The following is a 23,598-nucleotide window of genomic DNA, read 5'->3' as shown; positions in this document are numbered from 1 at the left end:
GGGGAGCGGGCTTGATGGATTTGAGGGAATATACGCGGCAATATGCCGTTCAGGACAACCGGCTGGCTGCGCTCAGCTATTTTGGGACTTTTGCCGTGTATTTCGCGTCGCTGACGCTGGCGATTGTCTATGTCGACAAATGGTACGTGATGGTGCCGGCGGGCATCATCTTTGCGTTCTCGGCCGTGCGGCTTTACGTGCTTCAGCACGATTGCGGCCATCATTCGCTGTTTGAAACCCGCCAGCAGAATGAATGGGCCGGGCACGGCCTGTCACCCTTTACCTTCGCTCCGTTCGAAGTGATGAAGCAGAACCACAACCTGCATCACGCGGGGATCGGCAATCTCGACCACCGCGAAACAGGTGAAATCCACACCATGACCGTTCGGGAATGGAACGAGGCAGATTGGAAGTCGCGTCTTTTCTACCGCCTCTATCGCAACCCCTTTATCCTGGTGCCGGTGGGGGCGCTGTTTACCTATTTCATCCGCTACCGCTGGCCCAAGAATACGGTGCGTTTCGGGGTGAAGGGCGTCGTGTTGCACAACCTGTCGATCGTTGTGTTCCTTGGCCTTCTGTTCTGGATCGCTGGTATGACGGGCATTCTGGTCTGGCTGGTGTTTTCACTGCTGGGCGGAATGCTGGGTGTGTTTCTGGTCTATCTTCAACATAACTTCGAGGACACCTATTGGGATCGACGCCCGGATCTGGACCCGCAACTGGCGGCCCTACAGGGGTCATCGGCACTGGATTTCGGCTGGTGGTTCGACAACGCGGTTGCCTGCATTACACTGCACGACATCCATCATTTCAACGCCCGGATTCCGTCTTACCGGTTGCGGGCGTGCCACTATAACCTGCCACCCGAATACACGCCCCGCCGGATCAAATTCCCCGAGGCGGTTGCGGCGCTGACCCTGAAGCTTTGGGACGAGGATACCAATCGTCTGGTGCCCTTTCCCAAGCACGGGTCTACACAACTCGCCCAAAGCGGCTAGTTCTGAAACACGCGCACAGTATCGCTCTTGTCTGGGCGTATATGCTGTGTATATACAAAGATTGGGGAGACAACGAAAGGACCCGAAATGACCGCAGTTACCGAAGTGCGTGGCGTAGGACCTGCGCTGGCACAGGCGCTGAGCGCGATTGGCATCAAAACCGCCGAGGATCTGGCCAAAGCCAAACCCGCAGATCTGGTCAAGGTCCCGCGTATCGGGGCCGCGCGCGCTCCGATCCTGATTGCCGCTGCCAAGCAGGCCGCAAGTGCCAAACCGGTCGCCAAAGCTCCTGCGCGACGTGCCGCGGCCAGAAAGCCCGCGACCCGCAAACCTGCGACGCGTAAACCGGCTGCCCGGACCCCCGCCGCCCTTGCCACCGCTGCCGCCAAAAAGGCCGAAGCCGATCGCAAAGCGGCCGAAAAGCGCGCTGCCGCCAAAAAGGCCGAGGCCGATCGCAAAGCGGCCGAAAAGCGCGCTGCAGCCGAACAGGCCGAAGCCGAAGCAAAGGCCAAGAAAAAGGCCAAAGCAAAGGCCAAGGCCGAGAAAGCTGCCAAGAAGAAGTCCGAAATGGAGGCTGTTTTCAAAAGCGCCAAGGAAAAGGTGAAGGAAAAGTCCAAGAAGGGTAAAAAGTCCAAGAAGGACGACAAGAAAAAGCCGGATAAGAAAAAAGACAAGAAGTCGGACAAGAAATCCGACAAGAAAAAGGGAAAGAAAAAGGCGAAGAAGTAACCCTTCCCCGCCCGTTTCAAAAGATCGGCGCCTCCGGGGGCGCCCTTTTTATGCCAGCGTACCGTCGGCTTTCAAAGTCAGCTTGCCGCCCAGATATGGCGCGAGAACATCGGGCAGGGTGACCGTGCCATCGGCGTTCTGGCCGTTCTCGAGTACAGCAATCAGGCACCGCCCAACGGCCAGACCCGATCCATTCAGGGTATGCACGTATTCCGGCTTGCCGCCGGCTTCGGGTCGGAACCGCGCGTTCATGCGCCGCGCTTGAAACGCGCCGGTGGTCGAAACCGAACTGATCTCGCGATAGGCGTTCTGGCCGGGCAACCATGCCTCGATGTCATAGGTGCGGCGAGCGCCGAACCCCATGTCCCCGGTGCACAGAACGACGGTGCGATAGGGGATGCCCATCTGTTCCAACAAGTCCTCGGCACAGCGCAGCATACGCTTTTGTTCGTCATCCGATTTGTCCGGATGCGTGACCGAGACCATCTCGACCTTTTCGAACTGGTGCTGGCGCAGCATTCCGGCAGTGTCCTTACCGGCACTGCCCGCCTCGGATCGGAAACAGGCGGTATGAGCGGTCATGCGGATGGGCAAGGCGGATTCGTCCAGAATGTCGCCCGCAACCGAATAGGTCAGTGTGACCTCAGAGGTCGGGATCAGCCACCAGCCATTTGTGGTCTGATAGCTGTCTTCGCCGAATTTCGGCAGCTTGTCGGTGCCGTACATCGCCTCATCCCGCACCAGAACGGGGGTCTGCATCTCGGTCAGCTCGTTCTTGTCGATATGCGTGTCCAGCATGAACTGTGCCAGCGCGCGGTGGATGCGGGCAACCCCTTTGGACAGGTTCACAAACCGGCTGCCGCTGGTCTTGGCCGCAGTTTCGAAATCCATCGCCGCAGCTACGGCAGGAATTTCGTAATGCTCTTTCGGCGCAAAGTCGAAGTTGCGCGGGCTGCCCCAGCGGTTGACCTCGACATTGTCGTTTTCATCTGCGCCTTGCGGCACGTCGTCGGCAGGCAAGTTGGCGATGCGAGCCAATTGATCGGTCAGCAGCGCGTCCAGATCCTTGGCCTCGGTCTGCATGCGGGCGATTTCGGCCTTTTTCTCGGCCACCAGTGCGCGCAGGCGTTCGAACTCTGCCTCATCCCCTCGGCCCTTGGCAGCACCAACCTCTTTGCTGGCCTTGTTCTGTTCGGCCTGCGCAGTTTCGGCGGCCAGAATCTTGGCGCGGCGACTTTCGTCCAGCCGCAGCAGGTCTGACGACACCGGCGCGTCCCCGCGGCGCGCAAGGGCGGCGTCGAAGGCGGCAGGGTTTTCGCGAATGGCGCGGATGTCGTGCATGTCTCAGATCCTTGAAAGCGTGAATCACTGAAACCGCTTATGCATCATCTGAATGGCAGGGTGTAGAGCAGGTTACGACTTATCCGCTTCCTCGTGGATTTCATGCGCCAGATGGCCGTCCCACTCTTGTGCCGGGATTTTCGGCTCGGCCGGATCGGCCATATACGATGGCGTCATGATCTGGACGTTGTTCTCGTTGAATACGGCGACAATGTTGCGATGCAGGTCCGAGCGGATCTTCGGAATGATACTGCCGCGCGTGGTGAAGCCATTGATCTGATAGTTGATCGCATAGTCCGCCAATGCGGTCCATAGAACAAAGGGCTCGGGCTTCGCCTTGATCCCCTTGGTCCGGTTTGCGGCTTCTATCAGCATCGCCTCGACCTTTTCCGGGGGCTCTTCATATCCGATACCGACCGTCGTGTGCAGTAACAGCCCGCTGCCATCGGTTTTCTTCGAGAAATTGACGACGTCAGAATTCATCAACTGCGCGTTGGGGATCGAGATCAACTCGTTCTTGATCGATTTCAGATGCGTTTCCATCAGCTTGATCTGCACGACGTCGCCGATGTGATCCCCAATCTGAATGCGATCCCCGATTGAGGTCGAACGGCGATAGATCACAAAAAGCCCCGCCAGCATGTTCGACACGACCGAATTGGCGCCCAGCGACAGCATCGCGCCCACCAGAATGGTCAGCCCTTGGAACGCTGCTGAATCCGAGCCCGGGATGTAAGGGACCGCAAAGACCAGCGCGATCAGGATGACGACGACACGCGCAATGTTGAACGTCGGGTTGACCCAGTGTTTCTCAAAATCGCCCAGCTCGAATGTCCCGGCCTCGACCGCTTCGAAAAAGACGCGCATCCCCTTGATAACATACATGGTTACCCAAGTGATCAGCGCCAGCATGATCAGGTTGGGGAAATAGCTGATGATCCCTTTGAAGATCAGTAGGACCGGCTCGGTCAGGTAGGTCAGCAGCAGTTGCGCGAAATACCGCGTCTCGGCAAAGGCCAGCAGAACGAAGGACAGATAGTAGTAAAAGCCCAGAAAGAAGATGACGAGCAGAACAAAATTCAATCCGTACCGTATCAGCGCGGCCATGGCTTCGGCCTGAACATGCTTGGCGGTGGCCGTTTCCATGCCCTTGAGATAGCGCTGTACGAACCGCAAAGTCCGCCGCCTGATCCGGCGGTGCAGCCACAGGATCGCCAAGACGAAAACAACGAACCCTATGGTCCAGGCGGCCGCTTCGATTGTGCCCGAAACAATGGCCTCTTCCGTGCGGTTGGCGCGATAGGACAGGATCGATTCCCGGATCGCATCACCATGCAGCAAGCTCAGAACGCTGACTTCCATCTGATCGAGTTCAGAATCCGCTTCGGTGACGATCGAGACGATTTGACCATCAGCAAGGATGCGGATGCCGAATTCGGTCTCTTCGAAGGTTATTTCGACCTCGGTGGAATCCGAGGCTTCGGCGATCTCGACGATCATATTCTGAACGCGTTCCGCGCGCTCGGGCGCGGGCAGCGCGCTTGAGCCTCGCAGCCTGAACAGGATGTCGCCATCGACGATGACCGGGGCTTTGAAGACATCCGATTCCGCATCCTCGACCGCGGTTTCCTCGGGGGCGGTGTCCTGGGCCCAACCAGGCACTGGTGCGGCCAGCAGGACCGTGGCGGCAAACAGCAAATGCGCCAGCAATCGCAAGGGGTTGAAAAGTGATGCCATACGTCCTCCGATCCCCTGACTATATCCCAGTCAGCCCACCTGCCTAGGACATATCTGCAACGGTCGGGGCAATCTGCACGATGCATTGACCCGCCTTGGGGTATTCAGGCGCGGCCACTGCTTGCAAACGCCGGGTGCAAGGCATAGGTTCCCGCCAACTTTGCGGACAGCGCTCCGTATCAACAGAACAAAGGAATATCCCATGGAAGGTGGCGCAATCGCCCAGTTTCTCCCGCTGATCCTGATTTTCGGCATCATGTACTTTCTGCTGATCCGTCCGCAGCAGAAGAAGATGAAGGAACACAAGGCCATGGTCGAGTCGCTGCGCCGGGGCGATCAGGTTGTCACCCAAGGCGGGTTGATCGGCAAGGTCGCGAAGGTCAAGGATGATGGCGAGCTTGAGGTTGAGATTGCCGAAGGCGTCAAGGTTCGTGTGGTACAGGCCACCATTGCTCAGGTGCTGAACAAGACCGAACCGGCGAAGTAACTTCGCGCGACAATTCCTTGAAAAGGCAGGGTAATGCTGCAAATTGATACCTGGAAGCGGGTTCTGATCTGGTCGGTCTGTGTGATCGGCCTGATCCTTGCCCTGCCGAATGCGTTCTATACGAGAGTCGAGCAATCCAACGACGCTAAGGCGGCTATCGAGCTTGGCATCGACACGCCCGAGATGCAGGCTCAGGCGGCGGAATGGCCAAATTTTCTGCCGTCGTCACTGGTCAATCTTGGCCTTGATCTGCGCGGCGGCGCACATCTGCTGGCCGAGGTGCAGGTTCAGGATGTCTATGAATCCCGGATGGAGGCGATGTGGCCCGAAATCCGCGACGCCCTGCGGGATGAACGCGCAACTGTCGGCACGATCCGCAAACAGGACTCGGCCCCGGATGAGATTCGCGTTCGCATCAGCCAACCCGAGGGCATGGCCCGCGCACTGGAAGTTGTGCGTGGACTGGCGCGTCAGGTGCAGACGCTGACCGGTGTAGGGGCGACGGATATCGAAGCCCGCGCCGAGGGCGACACGATCATCGTGAACCTGACCGAAGCGGAAAAGCTGGCCACCGACGACCGTACCGTCCGTCAGGCGCTGGAAATTATCCGCCGCCGGATTGATGAAGTCGGAACACGAGAGCCCACGATTCAGCGTCAGGGTGCAGATCGTATTCTGATCCAGGTCCCGGGCATTGGCAGCGCAGGTGAGTTGAAAGAAATCATCGGCACCACAGCGCAGCTGACGTTCAACGCTGTTGTGGGGCCACGGGGAACGGACCCGGACGTCTCGGTGCGGCCCGGGCAAAAAGTTGTTCCGTCGCTGGATGATGAGGGGGTCTATTACATCATCGATGCCGCCCCCGTTGTGACAGGTGAAGAGCTTGTGGACGCTCAACCCTCGTTCGACCAGAATGGCCGCCCGGCGGTCAGCTTCCGGTTCAACACTTCGGGTGCGCGAAAATTCGGTGATTACACGCTGGAAAACATCGGCGCTCCATTTGCCATCGTTCTGGATGACGAGGTCATCTCGGCCCCGGTGATCCAAAGCCACATTCCGGGTGGATCCGGCATCATTACCGGAAACTTCACCGTCGAGGAAAGCACCAATCTGGCCGTCCTGTTGCGTGCCGGTGCCTTGCCTGCCGGGCTGGAATTCCTTGAAGAACGCACCATCGGCCCCGAACTGGGGCAGGACAGTATCGACGCAGGCAAAGTTGCCACCATTGTGGCCTTTGTTGCGGTACTTGTCTTCATGGCGCTCAGCTATGGGCTGTTTGGGGTCTTTGCCAACATAGCGCTGATCATCAACGTGGGCCTGCTGTTTGGCTTGCTTTCGCTGATCGGTGCGACACTGACCCTGCCGGGCATCGCGGGGATCGTGCTGACGGTTGGTATGGCGGTCGACGCCAACGTGCTGATTTTCGAGCGTATCCGCGAAGAACTCAAATCCGCCAAAGGTCCGGCCCGTGCCATCGAACTGGGTTACGAAAAGGCGCTGTCGGCCATTTTGGACGCCAACGTCACCACCTTCATTACCGCAACGATCCTGTTTGCCATGGGCAGTGGCCCCGTGCGGGGTTTCGCCATCACTCTGGGTCTTGGTATTCTGACCTCGGTCTTCACCGCGATTTTCGTGACGCGCCTGATGATTGTCCTGTGGTTCGAACGCCGCCGTCCGAAAATGATCGAGGTTTGACATGAGACTGAAACTTGTCCCCCAGAACACCTCGTTCGATTTCTTCAGCCGCTGGAAAGTCTGGCTGGGAATCTCGGGCCTTATGATGGTCCTCGCCTTTGTGTCCTTCATGCTGCAAGGCCTGAACTTCGGCATCGATTTCCGCGGCGGTACCACGATCCGCACCCAGAGCACGCAAGAGATCGACGTGGGCGCATATCGGGATGCGATTGCACCCCTTGAACTGGGCGATGTGACAATCACCGAGATTTTTGATCCCAACTTCGGCCCGGATGAAAATGTTGCGATGATCCGCATTCAGGCTCAAGAAGGTGAGGAGGCCGTAACAGCAGATACGATCTCGCAAGTCGAACACGTGCTTGGCGGCGCAACCGGCAGCAAGATGTTCGCAACTTTTGAAGGCAGGGACGGCGGACCCGTTGATACTGCTGCGTTGACCAACGTTCTAAGAAACTTCGGTGGCGTTCAGGACGGTGAAAGCGGGGAGGTTTTCGTCTTCCCAGCAGGATCGCCGTTTGAGCTGCGAGACCAGATTGAACAAGGTGGGAAAGCCGCGACCACAGTAGGATCGGTGACGTTCACCTACGATAATATCAGCTTCCCTTCCGTCGAATCCGTGGGCCCCAAGGTCTCGGGCGAACTGATCCAGACCGCCGTGATCGCGGTGGCGCTGGCGATCGGTGCGGTGCTCGTCTACATCTGGCTACGCTTTGAATGGCAGTTCGCGCTGGGCGCGGTGGCCGCATTGGTGCATGACGTGATCCTGACCATCGGTATCTTCTCGGAACTGCAAATCCGGTTCGATCTGGCCATCATCGCCGCCCTGCTGACGATCGTGGGCTATTCGCTGAACGACACTGTCGTTGTCTTCGACCGCGTGCGTGAGAACCTGCGGAAGTACAAGAAGAAGGAACTGAAAGAGGTTCTGAACATCTCGATCAACGAAACGCTCAGCCGGACGGTGATGACCTCGGTCACTACGCTGCTGGCACTGATCTCGCTCTACGTGCTGGGTGGAGACGTCATCAGGGGCTTCGTTTTCGCGATGATCTGGGGCGTGATCGTCGGGACATATTCTTCGGTCTTCGTTGCTTCGACCATCCTGCTGTGGCTTGGCGTAAAGCGCGACTGGTCCAAGCCGTCGAACACCGCAGGCAACCAGTTCGCCAATATCGATGCCTGATATCGCCGGTCAGTCCCCATTGGGGCTGACCATCCTTGCCCTGGCCGCCTTTGTCGGCGGGATGGTGCGCGGTTTTTCCGGTTTTGGCACGGCGTTGATCTTCTTGCCGATCGCCGGACAGTTCCTGACACCGTTCGGCGCATTGATTGCTCTGACGCTCATGGATGTCTTTGGGCCGCTTCCCAACCTGCGCCGCGCCTGGCAAGAGGTCAGCAAGCCCGACCTGGCCCGGCTGGTGTTCGGTTGCGCCCTTGTTCTGCCTGTCGGCCTGTGGCTGTTGACGCAGGTCCCACCCGAGGTATTCCGCTATGCCGTCAGCCTGATTGCGCTGTCCATGGTGGCCATTTTGATCCTTGGCCTGCGCTATCACGGCACGGTTACGCGCGGCATGGTGACCTTTATTGGCGGTATCGCCGGGTTTCTCGGTGGAATCGCAGGCATACCGGGGCCTGCGGTGATCCTATTCTATATGGCGCGTCCGGTTCCCGTGGCGGTTATCCGTGCGACAATCCTGTTGTTCCTGTTTGCCTTTGATTTCCTGATCCTCGGCTACCTTGGCCTCATGGGCCAACTTTCATGGGCGGCGGCTGCCGTTGGGTTGATTTTGGCGATCCCGAATCTAGTGGGTAACTGGCTGGGGGGCTGGCTGTTCGATCCAGCGAAAGAACGTGTCTATCGAGGCGTGTCTTACGTGGCCATCGTGCTTGCAGCCTTGTCCGGCCTGCCGCTTTGGGGCTAGAAACGCACATGCGCCTCAACGAAGTCACCTATACCAACGCAACCCCCGTCGACGGCTACGGCCCCGGCTTTTTCCGCATTGGCGGAGAGGTTTTTGAGGGGCCTGTTCTGACCAGCGCCGCAGGTACGTCGCTTTGGGGTGGTTATAACGACGCCGCGCCGCTGCTGGCCCTGTCTGAGACCACCGACGTGCTGCTGATCGGCACCGGTGCCGAGATGGCGCATATTCCCGCAGACCTGCGCCGCACGCTCGAAGGCGCTGGGCTTGGGGTGGAAATAATGAACTCGCCCGCAGCCTGCCGAACCTACAACATTCTGTTAGCCGAAGGCCGCCGCATCGCGCTGGCGCTGACACCCGTCTAGCGAACGACCCGATCCCTCGCAGACACTCACCTGAACGCCCTGCGGCAATTCCCACCTTTTGCCCGTGGGCGCATTGGGATAAGCGGGACATCATGACACTGAGCGTGACCGATCTTGCCATCGCCCGAGGGGGGCTGCCTGTGCTGGAGGGGCTAAGCTTTGCCCTACGTCCGGGTGAGGCGCTGATCCTGCGCGGACCCAACGGCATCGGCAAGACCACACTGCTGCGCACGCTGGCAGGTCTGCAGCCGCCCTTGTCGGGACGGATCGAAGGGGCGGAAGACCGGATCGCCTATGCCGCACATTCGGATGGGCTGAAACCGACGTTGACCGTGACCGAAAACCTGACCTTTTGGTCCAAAGTGTTTGGCACCAACAGCATTGGGCCTGCGTTGGAGGCGTTTGACCTGAACGATCTGGCTGACCGGCAGGCGGGCAACCTTTCGGCCGGGCAAAAGCGCCGCTTGGGACTGGCTCGGATGCTGGTAACAGGGCGGCCGATCTGGATGTTAGACGAACCCACAGTGTCGCTTGATCGTAATGCGGTACAGATGTTTGCCAACGCGGTTCGCGCACATCTGAGGCAGGGCGGCGCGGCGCTGATCGCGACCCATATCGACCTGGGCCTTGAAGGTGACATTCTGGACGTCGGCCCCTATAAGGCCAAGCCCATCCCCATCGACGACGATGACGGAGGTTTCCTGTGATCGCCCTGTTGATGCGAGATCTCAAACTGGCGTTCAGAACCGGGGGCGGCTTTGGCCTCGGCTTGGCATTTTTCCTGATCGTGACGGTTCTGGTGCCTTTTTCCGTCGGCCCCCAATCCGCGCTGTTGTCCACCATCGCACCCGGCATCTTGTGGCTTGGCGCTTTGCTGGCCTGTCTGTTGTCGCTGGATCGTCTGTTGGCGCTGGATTGGGAAGACGGCTCGCTGGACCTGCTGGCCACCGCGCCCCTGCCGCTTGAATCTGTGGTCACGATCAAGGCGCTGGCCCATTGGCTGACAACCGGCCTGCCGCTGGTTCTGGCAGCGCCTTTCCTTGGTGTGCTGCTGAACCTGCCGGTGCCGGGATTTTCCTGGCTTGTCATCTCGCTGCTGATAGGTACCCCCGCCATGAGCGTGATCGGAACCTTCGGTGCCGCCCTGACCGTGGGCTTGAAACGCGGTGGGCTGTTGCTATCACTGTTGGTTTTGCCGCTTTATGTGCCAACGCTCATCTTCGGGGCCGAGGTCGCCCGGCGCGGTGCGACTGGGATGGAGGTGCAGACCCCTCTGCTGCTGCTCGCCGGGATCACCGCCGCAACCATTGCACTGCTGCCCTTTGCAAGTGCTGCGGTGTTGCGCATCAATCTGCGGTAAGGTGTCCTATGTTTGACCGAGGTCAATTGAGAACAATGCAAAGTCGGACTAGATAAGGCCCATGTCGATCGCCGCCAAAGCCAACGCCCTCTGGGAATACGCCAATCCGCGCAAGTTTCTTGCAACCAGCGAGCGTGTACTGCCGTTTTTCTGGATCTCGGCGGGGCTGTGCCTTTTAATAGGGCTGATCTGGGGCTTCTTCCTGACACCCGATGACTACAAACAGGGCTCGACCGTCAAGATCATCTATTTGCATGTGCCCGCCGCATTGATGGCGATCAATTGCTGGATCATGATGCTGGCGACCTCGTTGGTCTGGTTGGTGCGGCGGCACCATGTCAGCGCGCTGGCCGCCCGTGCGGCAGCACCGATCGGCATTGTTATGACGCTGATTGCATTGGCGACCGGGGCAATCTGGGGGCAACCCATGTGGGGCACCTGGTGGGCCTGGGATCCGCGCCTTACGTCGTTCCTGATCCTGTTCCTGTTCTATCTGGGCTATGTCGCCCTGTGGGAAGCGATCGAAGACCCGGACACGGCCGCCGACTTGACCTCGGTCCTGTGTCTGGTCGGCTCGGTCTTTGCGTTCCTTAGCCGCTATGCAGTGAACTTTTGGAACCAGGGGTTGCATCAGGGTGCATCGGTGATGCGCGCCGGGGCGGTGACCGGAACCGACACCGAAGAAAAGGTCAGCAATGTCTTTTTCTACCCGTTGTTGCTGTGCATCGTGGGCTTTGTGTTATTGTTCATAGCGCTGGTGCTATACCGCACCGGAACAGAAATCCGGGCGCGTCGGATCAAGACCTTGCTGGCACGGGAAAGGATAGGCGGATGATCCCCGATCTGGGCAAATATGCCGACACGGTCCTGTCTGCCTATGGCGCGTCGCTGGCCTTGCTTGTTGCCCTTGTGGTGATCAGTGTGCTGCGCGGACGCAAGGTGCGGGCCGAGATGGAAACGATTGAAAAAAGGATGCGTCGCGATGGCTAAGGTCTCACCCCTGATGATCGCGCCGCCGCTGATCTTTGCGGCCTTTGCCGTGCTTGCCGGGATCGGGATGTTTCGTGATGATCCCGACGCCCTGCCTTCGGCGCGCGAAGGCCAGCCGGCCCCGCCAGTTGTCCTGACCGAATTTCCCGGCAAAACGATGTTCGATGACGCGACCCTGCGCGATGGCAAGGTCAAGCTGGTCAACTATTGGGCCAGCTGGTGCGCGCCGTGCCGGGCAGAACATCCCAACCTTGAGGCGCTGTCGGACGAAGGTATCCCGGTTTACGGCATCAATTACAAAGATCAATTGGGCAACGCACAGGCGTTCCTGACCGAACTTGGCGATCCCTACAAGGCAATCGGGCGCGATGAACAGGGCCGTATGGCGCTGGACTGGGGCCTTTATGGCGTGCCCGAGACCTACGTGATCGACGGAGAAGGCACGATCGTCCTGCGCTTTGCCGGTCCGATCACCCAACGCGTGATCGAAAGCACGATCCGCCCCGCGCTGGAAAAGGCTGCTGGTTCCGATTGAGCGGCGCTACAGCCTGTACCCGCCGGTCACGCCCAGAATTTCACCGGTCACAAAGCCCGAATCTTCGGACGCCAGAAACCGCACGACCTTTGCTATGTCCTCTGGCCTCCCGGCACGGCCAAGCGCGGTATCTTTGACAAACTGCGCCGTCAGATCGTCGGAGCGTGGCGCTTCGGGGATGTTGATCGCGCCAGGTGCCACGGCATTCACGCGGATGCCTTTCGGCCCCAGTTCTTTGGCCATCGCCCGGGTCCACAGGTTCAGGGCCGCTTTGCTGGCCCCATAGGTGGCCGCGTCGCGCGGGGGCAAGGTCGCGTTCATCGACGAGATGTTGACGATGGATGCGCCGGGTTTCAAATGCGGCAGGGCGGCAGTTAGCAAAGCCATTGGCGCAATCAGGTTGAGGTCCAGAATGGCGCGGTGATCTTCGGGCTCAAATTGCTCTTTCGGTGTGGATCGAACCAGCCCGGCGTTATTCACGATAACATCCAGCCGCCCGAACCTTTCGAGGATCTGCTGAACAATTGTCGCGGGCTGATCCGGTTCGGTCAGATCAGATTGAAGGGGCAGGGTACCACCCTCGGTCAGCGAGGAATCCGGTTTCGAGGTGAGCCAGGTAAAGGCGACCCGGTGATCACGCCGCAGGTTTTCCACTATCGCCCGGCCAATCCCGCGCGCGCCTCCGGTTATGAGAGCAACTTTGTCCATGGACCACACAAGAGGCGCAATTCCTGCCGGGTTCAATGCCAATTTTCGCGCCAGCCAAGCCAAGGTGCCGGCGGCCAAGCACCTATCTGCGCACCAGAATCCAGATCATGGCGGCGATAAATGCAAAGGTCACCAGGTTCATCAATGTATCCGTCAGATCACCGATCAGCATCGCTTTTCCCTTCCTCTCGCAATCCGCGGATCAGGCAGACCATCAGCAGCACCGAGATGAACACAAATGGTAGCGCGCCGAGCGAGATCAGAATTTTCACCGAATCGACCGAGCCCGATAGGATCATCGCGACGCTTAACAGCCCCAAAAGCGCGCCCCAGATCAGGCGAATACGGGGGGCAGGATTTTCGTCCCCTTCCGAAGAAAACGTCCCCAGAACGAAGGCCGCACTGACAACACTGGTCACGATGAACAGGAACGCCGCCAGCACGGTTGCAAGCGTCGTGATCAAGGTCAGAGGCAGCCGTTCGAGCAAGGCAAAGGTGACCCGTTCGATGTTTGTCTGCGTCAGGGTCAGCAGCTCACCGGCACCGTTGAGGGTTTCGAACAGTCCGATACCGCCGAACGCGCCAAACCAGAGAACCGAAAACAGTGTGGGTGCGAACAGGACGCCGATCACGAACTCGCGGATTGTGCGTCCACGAGAGATGCGGGCGACAAATACGCCAACGAAAGGCCCCCAGGCGATCCACCAGACCATATAGGTGAGGGTCCAGTCGCTGAACCATCTGGCGACATCATCGCCGAAGAATGTGAAGGTCTGAAACCCGCGCGGGATGACATTGGTGATGTAATCCCCAAACCCCTGAACGACCGTGTTCAACAGGTACTCGGTCGGGCCAAGGATCACGGTATAGGCCACAAGGCCAACAGCGATCAGCATTGCGGCGTTGGACAGGCGCGCCATGCCCTGACCCAGATCGATCAGAAGCGCCGGAATATAGGCGGCAACCATCGCGATGAAAACGATCCCTATCAAAAGTGCCCCGACGGTGTCGCGGCCGCCCAAAACCGCGATGCCATCAGCCACCTGAAATACGCCCATCGCCATCGAGCCGCCAACACCGATGGCAATTGCAACAATGGCCATGAAATCGGACAGCCATCCAACCCATTCAGCCCAGCGTTCGCCTGGAAACAGGCTTTTGATCGGTGCGCTGACCATCATGCCCGTCCCGCGCCGAAAGCTGAAATAGGCAATGGTCAGTGCAGTTGAGCCATAGATCGCCCAAGCGTGCAGGCCCCAGTGAAAATTCGTGGCCAACATGGCCTGTTGTGCAGCGATGAAATCCGGTGCCATGCCCGAGATAAAGCTGAAATGAGTCAACGGCTCGGCCACCGCCCAGAACAACAATCCGACACCCATACCGGCGGAAAACAACATGGAAATCCATGTGATGGTGGAGAATTCCGGCTCTTCATCGTCTCGGCCAAGGCGAATTGTGCCATAGGGTGAAAACGCCAGAACAAGGCAGCCGATCAACATGCCCGAGGCGGCGAGCATCACGAACCAGCCCCGGCTGCGAAAGGTTTGTTGGACTATGCCGTTGGCCCAGTTCACCAGGCTCTGAATGTCGATCACACCCCAAAGCCCGATCACCGCGATCACGCTGAGCGAGCAAACGAGCAGGGCGTTGGGCTTTTTCATGGCGATTGTCTTCCGCTTGCCGACCTTACCTGAACAGTTTCAGATTTTGGAATGAATGGCCAGAAATCAAAAAACCCCGGCGATTGGCCGGGGTTTTGAGAAAGATATGTTCGCCGTTGGCTTATGAAGCCTTGGCGAGGTTCCGCAGCACGTACTGCAGCACGCCACCGTTCTCGATGTATTCGATCTCGGGCGCGGTATCGATCCGGCATTTCAATGTGATCGTCTTTTCGGTTCCGTCGCCATAGGTGATCGAGCATGGCACCTCTTGCAGAGGTTCAACCGAATCCAATCCGTGGATCGAAACGGTCTCATCCCCTTTCAGCCCAAGCGTTTTGCGCGAATCGCCACCGGTGAATTCGAACGGTATGACGCCCATACCAACTAGATTTGAACGGTGGATGCGCTCAAAACTCTCGGCGATCACCGCTTTGACGCCCAGCAATGCGGTGCCTTTAGCAGCCCAGTCACGGGACGACCCAGCCCCATATTGTTCGCCGCCAAAGACGACCAGCGGAACGCCCAGTTCCTGATAGGCCATCGACGCGTCGTAGATCGAGGTCTGTTCGCCGTCCGGCCCCTTGGTATAGCCACCTTCGACACCGTCCAGCATCTCGTTCTTGATGCGGATATTGGCGAATGTGCCGCGCATCATGACCTCGTGGTTGCCGCGGCGTGAACCGTACGAGTTGAACTCGCGCGGTTGCACCTGACGATCCGTCAGATACTTGCCCGCAGGCGTGGTAGTCGCAAAAGATCCAGCGGGTGAGATGTGGTCGGTCGTGACCATATCACCCAGAATTGCCAGAACTTTGGCGCCTACGATGTTCGAGATCGTGCCCGGCTCAGGCCCCATACCCTGGAAATAGGGCGGGTTCTGGATGTAGGTCGATGTGGGCGGCCAATCATAGGTTTCCTGCTGCGGAACTTCGACCGCCTGCCACTTTTCGTCACCCTTGAAGACATCGGCATATTTCGATTGGAACGCCTCACGCGTGACGGTTTGCTGAACCAAATCGGCGATTTCCTTTTGATCCGGCCAGATGTCTTTCATGAAGACATCTTTGCCGTCCTTGTCCTGTCCGATGGGTTCCGAGGTCAGGTCAATATCCAGCGTCCCGGCCAACGCATACACGACGACCAGCGGCGGTGAGGCCAGATAGTTGGCGCGCACATCCGGGCTGATCCGGCCTTCGAAGTTACGGTTGCCGGACAGGACCGAGGTGGCGACCAGATCACCTTCAGCAATCGCCTCGGAAATCTCTTTCTGGATCGGACCAGAGTTGCCGATGCAGGTGGTGCAGCCATATCCAACAAGGTTAAAGCCGATGGCGTCCAGATCATCCTGCAATCCGGCGGCCTCAAGATAGGCCGAGACGACCTGTGAACCCGGTGCCAACGAGGTCTTGACCCACGGTTTGCGGTTCAGGCCCAAGGCGGCTGCCTTGCGCGCTACCAGACCCGCGCCAATCATGACATACGGGTTCGAGGTGTTGGTGCAGGACGTGATCGAGGCGATCACAACCTTGCCCGATTCCATGCCGTATTCTTCGCCTTTGACCTCGACCTGTTTGCCCATCGGGCGCTTGAAGGTTTCCGCCATCTCTTGGGCAAAAGCGGCCTTGGCATCGGTCAGCGCAACATAGTCCTGCGGGCGTTTCGGCCCCGAGATTGCGGGCACGATGGTGCCCATGTCCAGCGACAGGGTGTCGGTGTAGATCGGCGCATAGTCGTCGCCGCGCCAGAAACCGTTCTCTTTGGCATAGGCTTCGACCAGCGCGATGCGATCCTCGTCCCGTCCGGTGTTACGCATATAGCGCAGGGTTTCGCCGTCGATCGGGAAGAAGCCGCAGGTTGCACCGTATTCGGGTGCCATGTTGGCAATCGTCGCACGGTCTGCCAGGGGCAAACGATCCAGTCCTTCGCCATAGAATTCGACGAATTTGCCGACCACACCTTTTTCGCGCAGCATTTCAACGACTTTCAGGACAAGGTCAGTGCCGGTGGTGCCTTCGACCATTGCACCGGTCAGCTCAAAACCCACAACCTCGGGGATCAGCATCGAGATCGGCTGACCCAGCATTGCGGCCTCGGCCTCGATACCGCCGACACCCCAGCCCAGAACGGCCATGCCGTTAACCATGGTGGTGTGGCTGTCGGTGCCGACCAGCGTGTCCGGATAGGCGACCTCTTCGCCGCTCTGATCAGTATCGGTCCAGACGGTTTGGGCCAGATATTCAAGGTTTACCTGGTGGCAAATACCGGTGCCGGGGGGCACGACCCGAAAGTTGTTGAACGCGTTCTGGCCCCATTTCAGGAACTGGTATCGCTCCATGTTGCGTTCATACTCGCGATCCACGTTCATCTGGAACGCGCGCGGGTTGCCGAACTCGTCGATCATGACCGAGTGGTCGATGACCAGATCAACCGGGTTCAGCGGGTTGATCTTCTGTGCGTCACCACCCAGACCTTTGATCCCGTCGCGCATCGCGGCAAGGTCGACAACGGCCGGAACACCGGTAAAATCCTGCATCAGCACACGGGCAGGGCGATAGGCGATCTCACGCGGGTTTTTGCCTCCATTGGCCCCCCATTCGCCAAATGCCTTGATGTCGTCGACCGAGACCGAGAATCCGTCATCTTCGAACCGAAGCATGTTTTCCAGCACGACCTTCAACGCGGCGGGGAGGTTTGAGAAATCGCCCAGACCAGCGTCCTGCGCGGCGGGGATCGAGTAATAGGAAATGGATTTGCCATTCACGCTCAGGCTGCGGCGGGTCTTGGCGGTGTCCTGTCCAACTTTGATGGGCATCTAATGGCCTCCCTCTGAAATGACTTAGATCACGGGATTCGCTGAATGTTATCTGTATCACCTTTCGCGGCGGATCAAGGTCCAACAATCGGTTTGCGGTAAGTTCGGTGTACCATTGTATACATATAGCATCGCAAATATGCGATCTCAAGAATCCTTGATTGGCTGTTGAAGGCATTCCGTCTTACACAAGCTAAGCCCTTCGCCAAACTCAAGGCCAAACGCCATGTTCAAATCTGTCCTGCTGAGTACAACTTTCTCGCTGTTCTGCGCCGCTGGCGCGATTGCTGATAGCGATCCGGTCGTGGTCGAGCTGTTTACCTCTCAGGGATGTTCGTCCTGTCCGCCGGCAGATCGGATCATGCACGAACTGGCCAAAAGGGACGATGTGATCGGGCTAGCGCTGCATGTGGACTATTGGGACTATATCGGCTGGAAGGACGAATATGCCGATCCCGATCACACGCAGCGTCAGCGGGCCTATGCCCGCGAAGGCGGGCGGACAATGATCTATACGCCCCAAATGGTGATCAACGGGCAACAGGACGTGGTTGGTGCGCAAGCGGGTGAGTTGGATCGGATCATCAACGCCCATCTGACCGCAGCGCCCGAGGCCAGCGTCGACGCGGTCAGGTCCGGCGATTCGGTCACGGTTGAAGTCATCCCGATCGATTTGCCCGCAGGCGCGATCTATGACATCCGGGTGGTGCAGTATTCGCCGCTGCGCCATGCTTCAATCCGGCGCGGAGAGCTGGCGGGCCATGATCTGGATTACGCGAATGTCGTTGAAAACTGGCAGATCGCAGGTCAATGGGATGGCAGCGCGTCGCAGAAATTCTCGGCAACCTTGACGCAAGATCTGCCCGCGGTGGTTCTGGTGCAGCGTGTCGGGCACGGGCCGATCGTTGCAGCGACCAATGTCAGGTGATCAGGGCATGTCTTCGGGCTGAACACCCAGACCCTTCCATGCTTTCCAGCGCCGGTGAATCCAGAACCATTGGCCCATGTGCTCGCGCACCATCGCCTCAAGATCGTCATTGGTGAATTGCGTCATGGTCTTGGGGTCGGAATGCGGCACCGGATCGTGCAGAACGATTTCGAAATCGATCCCGTTGGGCTGCCGCACAGCATAGCAGGGGATCATCACGGCCTTGTATTTGATCGCCAGTTCCGCGTTCAGAACCGATGTCACGGCTGGCTTGTCGAAAAAGGTCAGTTCTTCGCCGCCCATTGCATGTAGGTCCGAAACGATGGCGATGATGCCGCCGCTCTTTAATGTGCGAACCATCTCGACCATGCCGCGGCGGCCCTGTTCGAACATGGGTGAGCCGGTTTTGTAGAAGGCATCGACATACATGTCGTTGAAATAGGGGTTGGCCATGCGTCGATACAGGCAGCCAATCGGCTTGCCACTGCGGGTTTGCAGCGCAACGCGTGCAGCCAGGTAGTGCCCAAAATGGGCGGTGATCATCATGACCGGTTGCCCGTCGGCGACAGCCGCATCAAAGGCCGCGACGCCTGGCCCCGAGATCTTGGCTTTGCTTTGCCTCTCGATAAAGCCTTCGGGCGAGAAATGTTCCATGATTGCGCGCCCGGCATTGTCGGGGACGTTGCGGCAGATGCGCTTGATCTCGCTCTCTGACAGGTCGGGGCGGGTCAGTTTCAGGTTGCGACGAACACGGGTGCGAAAGCCAACCAATGGCGCAAGCCAGCGCACGATCCTGCCCATAGTTGCAATCCGCGTCTCGTAGGGCAGCAAACGCATCCCTCCGATAACCCCTTTCAGGAACAGATTCGCGGTGTAATATTTCGCAAGCTCAAATCGATTTAGCTTGGACTTGGCTGCGGGCATGGAAGGTTCACCAATTGCTGTGATCTGAGTGGCCAGACATACTATCGCGCCTGCATGACCTCAAGTACCTGCCGTCTCGCGTGGGCTACCATTTCGTCGCTTAGTGTTTTCAGCCTTCTTCGCCCTCCGGTTCGATCAGGGCAATTGCTCCTTCGTCCAACAAGGTTCTGATGGCGCCGACGATCTGGGACATTGCGTCCTCGGCCTCGGCCTGTTTGACCTTGCCGCGTTCCGACATTTCCTCGCGCAGATTGTCGGCCATCCGGGACGACATGTTGGACAGGACGAATTCCGACGCTGCGAGGTCTGCTTCGGTTGCGGCACCCGCCAAAGCACTGACCAGAACCGGCTGTTCGATGCCGCGCAGAATGGCCGGGACATCGCGAGGCAGGATGCGCGTGGGGATATGGCTGAAAATGAAGATTGACTGCCGGACGACCGTTGCAAAATCGGCGTCCTCCTCGTCCAGCGCGTTAAGAAGCCCGTCGCGAGTGGTTGCCGCAGATTGATTCAGGATCGCCCCGATGCGCGCACCCGGAGCGTCGTTGAATGCAGGCACCGGGCGCTGATCCAACTGACCGGCCAGAGACCATCCAATACGTTCGACCGCCTCGGGCGTGACATTAGCTGTCTTCGACACCGCATATGTGATCCGCCGAGCCGTAGGGCCGGGGAGAAGACCCAACAACCGCGCGGCTTTGGCGGTGTCCAGTTTCGACAGCATAACGGCCGCCACTTCGGTGCTTTCGGCCTGCGCCATTTCGGCAAGATCTTCGGGCGCGACTGCGCGCAGCCTCTCCCACGGATCGCCGATCTGGCGTACACCCGCCTCTTTGCGCAGGCGAGCGGCGGTCGCGGGGGCGATCTTGCCATTCACCGCATCCAGCGCACCCGCCAGCCCATGCGGAAATGACAGGCCAACGCTGTCCAGCGCGTCGGCAAATTCTTCCGCCACCGAGGCCAATGTGACGCGATCGACCAACCCCATGCGCCCAAGTTGATGGGTCAGCTTTTCCTGTAGCGGGTCGGGCAACTCCTCAAGCGGGATATCCGCGCCTTCATTCAAAAGCAGCCGTACGATGACGGCTGCCTTTTCCCGATTGCTGAGTGCGCGTGGCACGACACGCGCCGGGTCGTCCCCGGCATCGCTTGCAGGCGCGCGCGCGCCGGGGGTCATCTGAACCAGTGCCTGTGTATCCTGCATCTGCCTGTGGTACCTTAGTTTTCTGTCACCGGCAGAATACGGAGAGTCAGGTAAAGAATCCCTGAAGTTCAGTAGCTGTAGGTCAGGCCTGTGCGGATCGCCTGACGCAGGGAGGTTTCAGCCCAGGTGCCTTCGCCACCTCGGGCCTTGATTTCGCGCCACTGTTCGATCGCCAGATCCGTCTTACCTTCGGCTACGAACCCCTGGCCCATGTAGCTGCGGGCCAGAATGTTGTCGGGATTGCTGGCAATGGCTTTTTCGTAGAACAGATTGGCCAGTTCCAACTCTCCCATCTTGCGATAGGTAAAGCCCCAATAGGTCTGAACACGGTCATCGTCCTGATCCATGATACGCAGGATACTTTGGGCGTTGTCGTATTGACCGTCATAGGCCAGTTCGCGGACCGCGTCATAAAGTTGATCTTCAGTGAAATTGCTTTTGTTCGGCTTTACACATTTTCCGGCGGCCTCGTCATAGACGCGCCCAAAGAAACATTTCTTGGTCGTGTTGGTGGGTTTTGGCGGGCTGCTGTCACCACCTGCGGCAAGAGCTGCCGGGGCAAATGCAAAAGCCTGAAGTGCAATTGCTGAAACAAATACGAGACGCATAATCCTACTCCGTTTTCTGGACGCTATCTGGAACAATAGCGCGGTCTACAGAAAATCTAACAACCTGGCGGCTGTTTTTATTCACAAGCAGGAAAACTTTTCGTCAGCTATTGACCAGTTTCACGCAGCTTTGGGCGTCACTGTCCCAGATTGTGCCTTCGGCACAGGACTGCGTTTGCGCCGATTTTGACGTGCATGCCAAACCAGCCGACGCGGCCACTGTCAGGCCAACAGCGCAGAGTAGGGTGCGGATCATTGCGTCTCTCCTTTGCGGAAAATGCAGTGTCAGCATAGCGCAATTAGACGGGTCAGGCAAAAAACAGAAGGCCCGGACGGCGAAAACCCTCCGAGCCTTGCTGCAATTGCCTGAATTTCCGGTGTTATTCGCCGAAAACGCGCGTGAAAATCGTATCGACGTGTTTGGTATGATAGCCAAGGTCGAACTTTTCCTCGATCTCTTCGGGGCTCAGCGCGGCCGTGACGTCGGCGTCGGCCAGCAGTTCCTCTTTGAAATCGGTGCGGTGTTCCCAGACCTTCAGCGCGTTTCGCTGAACCATGGCATAAGCATCTTCGCGGCTGACACCGGCTTGGGTCAGCGCCAGCAGAACCCGCTGGCTCATCACCAGGCCCGGGAACTTGTTCATGTTCTCCATCATGTTCTCGGGGAAGATCAGCATCTTGTCGATCACGCCCGTCAGTCGGGCCAGCGCGAAATCCAGTGTGATTGTCGCATCCGGACCGATCATGCGCTCGACCGAGGAATGCGAGATATCGCGTTCATGCCACAACGCCACGTTTTCCATAGCGGGGATCACTGCCGCCCGGACCATGCGCGCCAGCCCGGTCAGGTTTTCAGTCAGCACAGGGTTTTTCTTGTGCGGCATGGCGGATGAGCCTTTTTGGCCCATCGAGAAGAACTCGGCCCCCTCCAGCACCTCGGTCCGCTGCATGTGGCGGATTTCGATGGCGATGTTTTCGATGCTGCTGGCAACGACACCGAGGGTTGCAAAGAACGCGGCGTGGCGGTCGCGTGGGATCACCTGAGTGCTGATCGGCTCGGGCACCAGGCCCAGCTTGTCGCAGACATGCTCTTCGACTGCCGGATCGATATTGGCGAAAGTGCCAACCGCGCCGCTGATCGCTCCGGTGGCGATTTCCGCACGGGCATCGCGCATGCGGGACAGGTTGCGGTCCATCTCGGCGTAGAAGCGGGCAAAGGTCAGGCCCATGGTCGTAGGTTCGGCGTGGATGCCGTGGCTGCGGCCGATGCGGACGGTGTTCTTGTGCTCGATCGCACGACGCTTGAGCGCGGACAGCAAGTCTTCGAGGTCCGCGATCAGGATATCGGCGGCGCGGGTTAGCTGCACGTTGAAGCAGGTATCCAGAACGTCCGAGCTGGTCATGCCCTGATGTACAAAACGCGCCTCTTCGCTGCCCACATGTTCGGCCAGATGGGTCAGGAAGGCGATGACGTCGTGTTTGGTGACGGCCTCGATCTCATCAATGCGGGCGACGTCAAATTCCACGTCTTTGGCCTTCCAGACGGCCTCGGCATTTTCACGCGGGATCACGCCCAGATCCGCCATCGCGTCGCAGGCATGAGCCTCGATCTCGTACCAGATGCGGAACTTGGTCTCGGGCGACCAGATCGCGACCATGTCGGGGCGGGAATAGCGTGGAATCATTGGCAACAGCACCTTATTGTGGTTTGGCAGGAGGCGATGCCGCGGGGTTTAAACCTGTGCCGTCGCAGGAACAAGGCGTGAGTGCACGGATGAGACGGTTTGCCCTGATTTTAGCCCTATGGCCTGCTGTAGTGGTGGCCGAAAATTTCGAAGCGCTGACCGGAGATCAGATACTGGCGGCGCTAGTGGGCCAGAAACTCGACTATGGCGAGGGCATATCGCAGACCTTCGACGCGTCGATGTCGACGCAATACTTCTCGGGTCGGCCAAGCGCCGGGCGATGGGCGGTTCGACAGAACCGATATTGCTCGGTCTGGCCGCCGTCCGACCTGTGGGCCTGCTATGACGTGCTGCGCAGCGGAGAGGTGATCCGGTTTGTCGATGACAACGGCGGCATCACCGACGGGACCTTTGTGCGGTGAACCTTCCGAACACGCTTGCCGATTTTGCCGGGTCCTGGACCCTGACCAGAACCATTCAGGATGCCCGGGCGGGGCAGGTCGTCCAGGCCGAGGGGTCGGCCCATTTGCGCCTGGCAGACAATGGTCTGATCTATGACGAGGACGTCACGGTTCGAATTCCCGGCCAGCCCGCAATGAAAGGAACGCGTCGGTATCTTTGGCGCGAAACCGAAGACGGCATCGCGATACATTTTGATGACGAGCGTTATTTCCACAGGTTGAAACTGGGCGTGTCACACGCATCGGATCATCACGATTGCCCGCCCGACAGTTATGATGCGCGATATGATTTTTCGGCCTGGCCGGTCTGGTCTGTGCGCTGGGCGGTATCCGGGCCGCGAAAATCATATGAAATGCGGACCGAATATAGGTTACGATAGCGTAATCATCTTGCGGCACAGGTCCGAAAGAGGCATTGCTGCATATGCAAAAAGTCCGAATACGGAGA

25 protein-coding genes are annotated in these 23,598 nt (G+C 58.7%); 15 read left to right on the top strand and 10 right to left on the bottom strand.

Features of this window, described 5'->3' with window-relative positions; translation table 11 throughout:
• Positions 1 to 14: 14 nt before the first annotated feature.
• Positions 15 to 998 (top strand): fatty acid desaturase, encoded by a 984-nt coding sequence (locus tag ACR0LX_RS03785; protein ID WP_480782616.1) that lies wholly within the window; start codon positions 15 to 17, stop codon positions 996 to 998.
• Positions 999 to 1,085: 87 nt separating this feature from the next.
• The gene (locus ACR0LX_RS03780; protein ID WP_480782615.1) at positions 1,086 to 1,727 is read left to right on the top strand and encodes a helix-hairpin-helix domain-containing protein; all 642 of its coding nucleotides are present in this window, start codon (positions 1,086 to 1,088) and stop codon (positions 1,725 to 1,727) included.
• Positions 1,728 to 1,775: 48 nt separating this feature from the next.
• Here ACR0LX_RS03780 and serS read toward each other — a convergent pair whose 3' ends face one another.
• Positions 1,776 to 3,068 carry a serine--tRNA ligase gene (gene serS / locus ACR0LX_RS03775; RefSeq protein ID WP_480782614.1) on the bottom strand — a complete coding sequence of 431 codons (1,293 nt, stop codon included), beginning with the start codon at positions 3,066 to 3,068 and terminating at the stop codon, positions 1,776 to 1,778.
• 72 nt (positions 3,069 to 3,140) lie between these two features.
• Positions 3,141 to 4,805 (bottom strand): mechanosensitive ion channel family protein, encoded by a 1,665-nt coding sequence (locus ACR0LX_RS03770; RefSeq protein ID WP_480782613.1) that lies wholly within the window; start codon positions 4,803 to 4,805, stop codon positions 3,141 to 3,143.
• 202 nt (positions 4,806 to 5,007) lie between these two features.
• On the opposite strand from ACR0LX_RS03770, the gene yajC reads away from it, so the two are divergent.
• The 10 genes from yajC to ACR0LX_RS03720 all read left to right on the top strand — a co-directional run bounded on the left by yajC (position 5,008) and on the right by ACR0LX_RS03720 (position 12,159).
• Complete coding sequence (gene yajC / locus ACR0LX_RS03765) at positions 5,008 to 5,292, top strand: preprotein translocase subunit YajC (RefSeq protein WP_480568419.1); 285 nt, start codon at positions 5,008 to 5,010, stop codon at positions 5,290 to 5,292.
• A 33-nt stretch (positions 5,293 to 5,325) separates the two neighbouring features.
• Positions 5,326 to 6,990 (top strand): protein translocase subunit SecD, encoded by a 1,665-nt coding sequence (gene secD / locus ACR0LX_RS03760; RefSeq protein WP_480782612.1) that lies wholly within the window; start codon positions 5,326 to 5,328, stop codon positions 6,988 to 6,990.
• 1 nt (position 6,991) lies between these two features.
• Positions 6,992 to 8,173, top strand: a complete 1,182-nt coding sequence (gene secF / locus ACR0LX_RS03755) for a protein translocase subunit SecF (RefSeq protein WP_480782611.1) — start codon at positions 6,992 to 6,994, stop codon at positions 8,171 to 8,173.
• Entirely contained in the window at positions 8,166 to 8,912 is a 747-nt protein-coding gene (locus tag ACR0LX_RS03750; protein WP_480782610.1) for a sulfite exporter TauE/SafE family protein, read from the top strand. Before secF ends, ACR0LX_RS03750 begins: the two co-directional genes overlap by 8 nt.
• A gap of 8 nt (positions 8,913 to 8,920) precedes the next feature.
• Positions 8,921 to 9,274, top strand: a complete 354-nt coding sequence (locus ACR0LX_RS03745) for an Mth938-like domain-containing protein (protein ID WP_480782609.1) — start codon at positions 8,921 to 8,923, stop codon at positions 9,272 to 9,274.
• 92 nt (positions 9,275 to 9,366) lie between these two features.
• A complete protein-coding gene (gene ccmA, locus ACR0LX_RS03740) occupies positions 9,367 to 9,981 on the top strand; it encodes a heme ABC exporter ATP-binding protein CcmA (protein WP_480782608.1) in 615 nt (204 codons plus the stop codon).
• Positions 9,978 to 10,634 carry a heme exporter protein CcmB gene (gene ccmB / locus ACR0LX_RS03735; RefSeq protein WP_480568436.1) on the top strand — a complete coding sequence of 219 codons (657 nt, stop codon included), beginning with the start codon at positions 9,978 to 9,980 and terminating at the stop codon, positions 10,632 to 10,634. The genes ccmA and ccmB overlap by 4 nt, the downstream gene beginning before the upstream one ends.
• A gap of 61 nt (positions 10,635 to 10,695) precedes the next feature.
• Positions 10,696 to 11,469 (top strand): heme ABC transporter permease, encoded by a 774-nt coding sequence (locus ACR0LX_RS03730; RefSeq protein WP_480568439.1) that lies wholly within the window; start codon positions 10,696 to 10,698, stop codon positions 11,467 to 11,469.
• Positions 11,466 to 11,624, top strand: a complete 159-nt coding sequence (ccmD, locus tag ACR0LX_RS03725) for a heme exporter protein CcmD (protein WP_480782607.1) — start codon at positions 11,466 to 11,468, stop codon at positions 11,622 to 11,624. Before ACR0LX_RS03730 ends, ccmD begins: the two co-directional genes overlap by 4 nt.
• On the top strand, positions 11,617 to 12,159 hold the full coding sequence (locus ACR0LX_RS03720) for a DsbE family thiol:disulfide interchange protein (protein WP_480782606.1): 543 nt from the start codon (positions 11,617 to 11,619) through the stop codon (positions 12,157 to 12,159). Before ccmD ends, ACR0LX_RS03720 begins: the two co-directional genes overlap by 8 nt.
• 6 nt (positions 12,160 to 12,165) lie before the next feature.
• On the opposite strand, the gene ACR0LX_RS03715 is transcribed toward ACR0LX_RS03720, so the two are convergent.
• The 3 genes from ACR0LX_RS03715 to acnA all read right to left on the bottom strand — a co-directional run bounded on the left by ACR0LX_RS03715 (position 12,166) and on the right by acnA (position 17,340).
• Positions 12,166 to 12,867, bottom strand: a complete 702-nt coding sequence (locus ACR0LX_RS03715) for an SDR family NAD(P)-dependent oxidoreductase (protein ID WP_480782605.1) — start codon at positions 12,865 to 12,867, stop codon at positions 12,166 to 12,168.
• Between the two features lie 158 nt (positions 12,868 to 13,025).
• Positions 13,026 to 14,528 (bottom strand): BCCT family transporter, encoded by a 1,503-nt coding sequence (locus ACR0LX_RS03710; protein WP_480782604.1) that lies wholly within the window; start codon positions 14,526 to 14,528, stop codon positions 13,026 to 13,028.
• 121 nt (positions 14,529 to 14,649) lie between these two features.
• The gene (acnA, locus tag ACR0LX_RS03705) at positions 14,650 to 17,340 is read right to left on the bottom strand and encodes an aconitate hydratase AcnA (RefSeq protein WP_480782603.1); all 2,691 of its coding nucleotides are present in this window, start codon (positions 17,338 to 17,340) and stop codon (positions 14,650 to 14,652) included.
• Positions 17,341 to 17,566: 226 nt separating this feature from the next.
• Between acnA and ACR0LX_RS03700 the strand changes: the two genes are divergently transcribed.
• Positions 17,567 to 18,268: a DUF1223 domain-containing protein gene (locus tag ACR0LX_RS03700; RefSeq protein ID WP_480782602.1), complete on the top strand. Its 702-nt coding sequence runs from the start codon at positions 17,567 to 17,569 to the stop codon at positions 18,266 to 18,268.
• Here the strand turns inward: ACR0LX_RS03700 and ACR0LX_RS03695 are convergent, their stop codons facing one another.
• From ACR0LX_RS03695 to purB, 5 genes are all read right to left on the bottom strand, one after another.
• Positions 18,269 to 19,192, bottom strand: coding sequence for a lysophospholipid acyltransferase family protein (locus tag ACR0LX_RS03695; RefSeq protein WP_480782601.1), 924 nt, complete (start codon positions 19,190 to 19,192; stop codon positions 18,269 to 18,271).
• A gap of 109 nt (positions 19,193 to 19,301) precedes the next feature.
• Entirely contained in the window at positions 19,302 to 20,396 is a 1,095-nt protein-coding gene (locus ACR0LX_RS03690) for a flagellar motor switch protein FliG (protein ID WP_480782600.1), read from the bottom strand.
• A 68-nt stretch (positions 20,397 to 20,464) separates the two neighbouring features.
• The gene (locus tag ACR0LX_RS03685) at positions 20,465 to 21,004 is read right to left on the bottom strand and encodes a tetratricopeptide repeat protein (protein ID WP_480782599.1); all 540 of its coding nucleotides are present in this window, start codon (positions 21,002 to 21,004) and stop codon (positions 20,465 to 20,467) included.
• A 103-nt stretch (positions 21,005 to 21,107) separates the two neighbouring features.
• On the bottom strand, positions 21,108 to 21,260 hold the full coding sequence (locus tag ACR0LX_RS03680; protein ID WP_480782598.1) for a chitin-binding domain-containing protein: 153 nt from the start codon (positions 21,258 to 21,260) through the stop codon (positions 21,108 to 21,110).
• Between the two features lie 124 nt (positions 21,261 to 21,384).
• The gene (gene purB / locus ACR0LX_RS03675) at positions 21,385 to 22,689 is read right to left on the bottom strand and encodes an adenylosuccinate lyase (RefSeq protein WP_480782597.1); all 1,305 of its coding nucleotides are present in this window, start codon (positions 22,687 to 22,689) and stop codon (positions 21,385 to 21,387) included.
• 89 nt (positions 22,690 to 22,778) lie between these two features.
• On the opposite strand from purB, the gene ACR0LX_RS03670 reads away from it, so the two are divergent.
• Together ACR0LX_RS03670 and ACR0LX_RS03665 are read left to right on the top strand one after the other, a co-directional pair.
• Positions 22,779 to 23,111 carry a hypothetical protein gene (locus ACR0LX_RS03670; protein ID WP_480782596.1) on the top strand — a complete coding sequence of 111 codons (333 nt, stop codon included), beginning with the start codon at positions 22,779 to 22,781 and terminating at the stop codon, positions 23,109 to 23,111.
• The gene (locus ACR0LX_RS03665; protein WP_480782595.1) at positions 23,108 to 23,530 is read left to right on the top strand and encodes a DUF6314 family protein; all 423 of its coding nucleotides are present in this window, start codon (positions 23,108 to 23,110) and stop codon (positions 23,528 to 23,530) included. Before ACR0LX_RS03670 ends, ACR0LX_RS03665 begins: the two co-directional genes overlap by 4 nt.
• Positions 23,531 to 23,598 lie beyond the last annotated feature (68 nt).

The organism is Ruegeria sp. CH11 (assembly GCF_056537105.1).
Note: the sequence above shows the minus strand (reverse complement) of the source record. Positions and strands in the feature narration are given on the sequence as shown.

Coding starts and splice junctions, on each gene's coding strand:
- ACR0LX_RS03785 (WP_480782616.1), top strand. CDS start 15: ATGGATTTGAGGGAATATACGCGGCAATATGCCGTTCAGGACAACCGG.
- ACR0LX_RS03780 (WP_480782615.1), top strand. CDS start 1,086: ATGACCGCAGTTACCGAAGTGCGTGGCGTAGGACCTGCGCTGGCACAG.
- serS (WP_480782614.1), bottom strand. CDS start 3,068: ATGCACGACATCCGCGCCATTCGCGAAAACCCTGCCGCCTTCGACGCC.
- ACR0LX_RS03770 (WP_480782613.1), bottom strand. CDS start 4,805: ATGGCATCACTTTTCAACCCCTTGCGATTGCTGGCGCATTTGCTGTTT.
- yajC (WP_480568419.1), top strand. CDS start 5,008: ATGGAAGGTGGCGCAATCGCCCAGTTTCTCCCGCTGATCCTGATTTTC.
- secD (WP_480782612.1), top strand. CDS start 5,326: ATGCTGCAAATTGATACCTGGAAGCGGGTTCTGATCTGGTCGGTCTGT.
- secF (WP_480782611.1), top strand. CDS start 6,992: ATGAGACTGAAACTTGTCCCCCAGAACACCTCGTTCGATTTCTTCAGC.
- ACR0LX_RS03750 (WP_480782610.1), top strand. CDS start 8,166: ATGCCTGATATCGCCGGTCAGTCCCCATTGGGGCTGACCATCCTTGCC.
- ACR0LX_RS03745 (WP_480782609.1), top strand. CDS start 8,921: ATGCGCCTCAACGAAGTCACCTATACCAACGCAACCCCCGTCGACGGC.
- ccmA (WP_480782608.1), top strand. CDS start 9,367: ATGACACTGAGCGTGACCGATCTTGCCATCGCCCGAGGGGGGCTGCCT.
- ACR0LX_RS03730 (WP_480568439.1), top strand. CDS start 10,696: ATGTCGATCGCCGCCAAAGCCAACGCCCTCTGGGAATACGCCAATCCG.
- ccmD (WP_480782607.1), top strand. CDS start 11,466: ATGATCCCCGATCTGGGCAAATATGCCGACACGGTCCTGTCTGCCTAT.
- ACR0LX_RS03720 (WP_480782606.1), top strand. CDS start 11,617: ATGGCTAAGGTCTCACCCCTGATGATCGCGCCGCCGCTGATCTTTGCG.
- ACR0LX_RS03715 (WP_480782605.1), bottom strand. CDS start 12,867: ATGGACAAAGTTGCTCTCATAACCGGAGGCGCGCGCGGGATTGGCCGG.
- ACR0LX_RS03710 (WP_480782604.1), bottom strand. CDS start 14,528: ATGAAAAAGCCCAACGCCCTGCTCGTTTGCTCGCTCAGCGTGATCGCG.
- acnA (WP_480782603.1), bottom strand. CDS start 17,340: ATGCCCATCAAAGTTGGACAGGACACCGCCAAGACCCGCCGCAGCCTG.
- ACR0LX_RS03700 (WP_480782602.1), top strand. CDS start 17,567: ATGTTCAAATCTGTCCTGCTGAGTACAACTTTCTCGCTGTTCTGCGCC.
- ACR0LX_RS03695 (WP_480782601.1), bottom strand. CDS start 19,192: ATGCCCGCAGCCAAGTCCAAGCTAAATCGATTTGAGCTTGCGAAATAT.
- ACR0LX_RS03690 (WP_480782600.1), bottom strand. CDS start 20,396: ATGCAGGATACACAGGCACTGGTTCAGATGACCCCCGGCGCGCGCGCG.
- ACR0LX_RS03685 (WP_480782599.1), bottom strand. CDS start 21,004: ATGCGTCTCGTATTTGTTTCAGCAATTGCACTTCAGGCTTTTGCATTT.
- ACR0LX_RS03680 (WP_480782598.1), bottom strand. CDS start 21,260: ATGATCCGCACCCTACTCTGCGCTGTTGGCCTGACAGTGGCCGCGTCG.
- purB (WP_480782597.1), bottom strand. CDS start 22,689: ATGATTCCACGCTATTCCCGCCCCGACATGGTCGCGATCTGGTCGCCC.
- ACR0LX_RS03670 (WP_480782596.1), top strand. CDS start 22,779: ATGAGACGGTTTGCCCTGATTTTAGCCCTATGGCCTGCTGTAGTGGTG.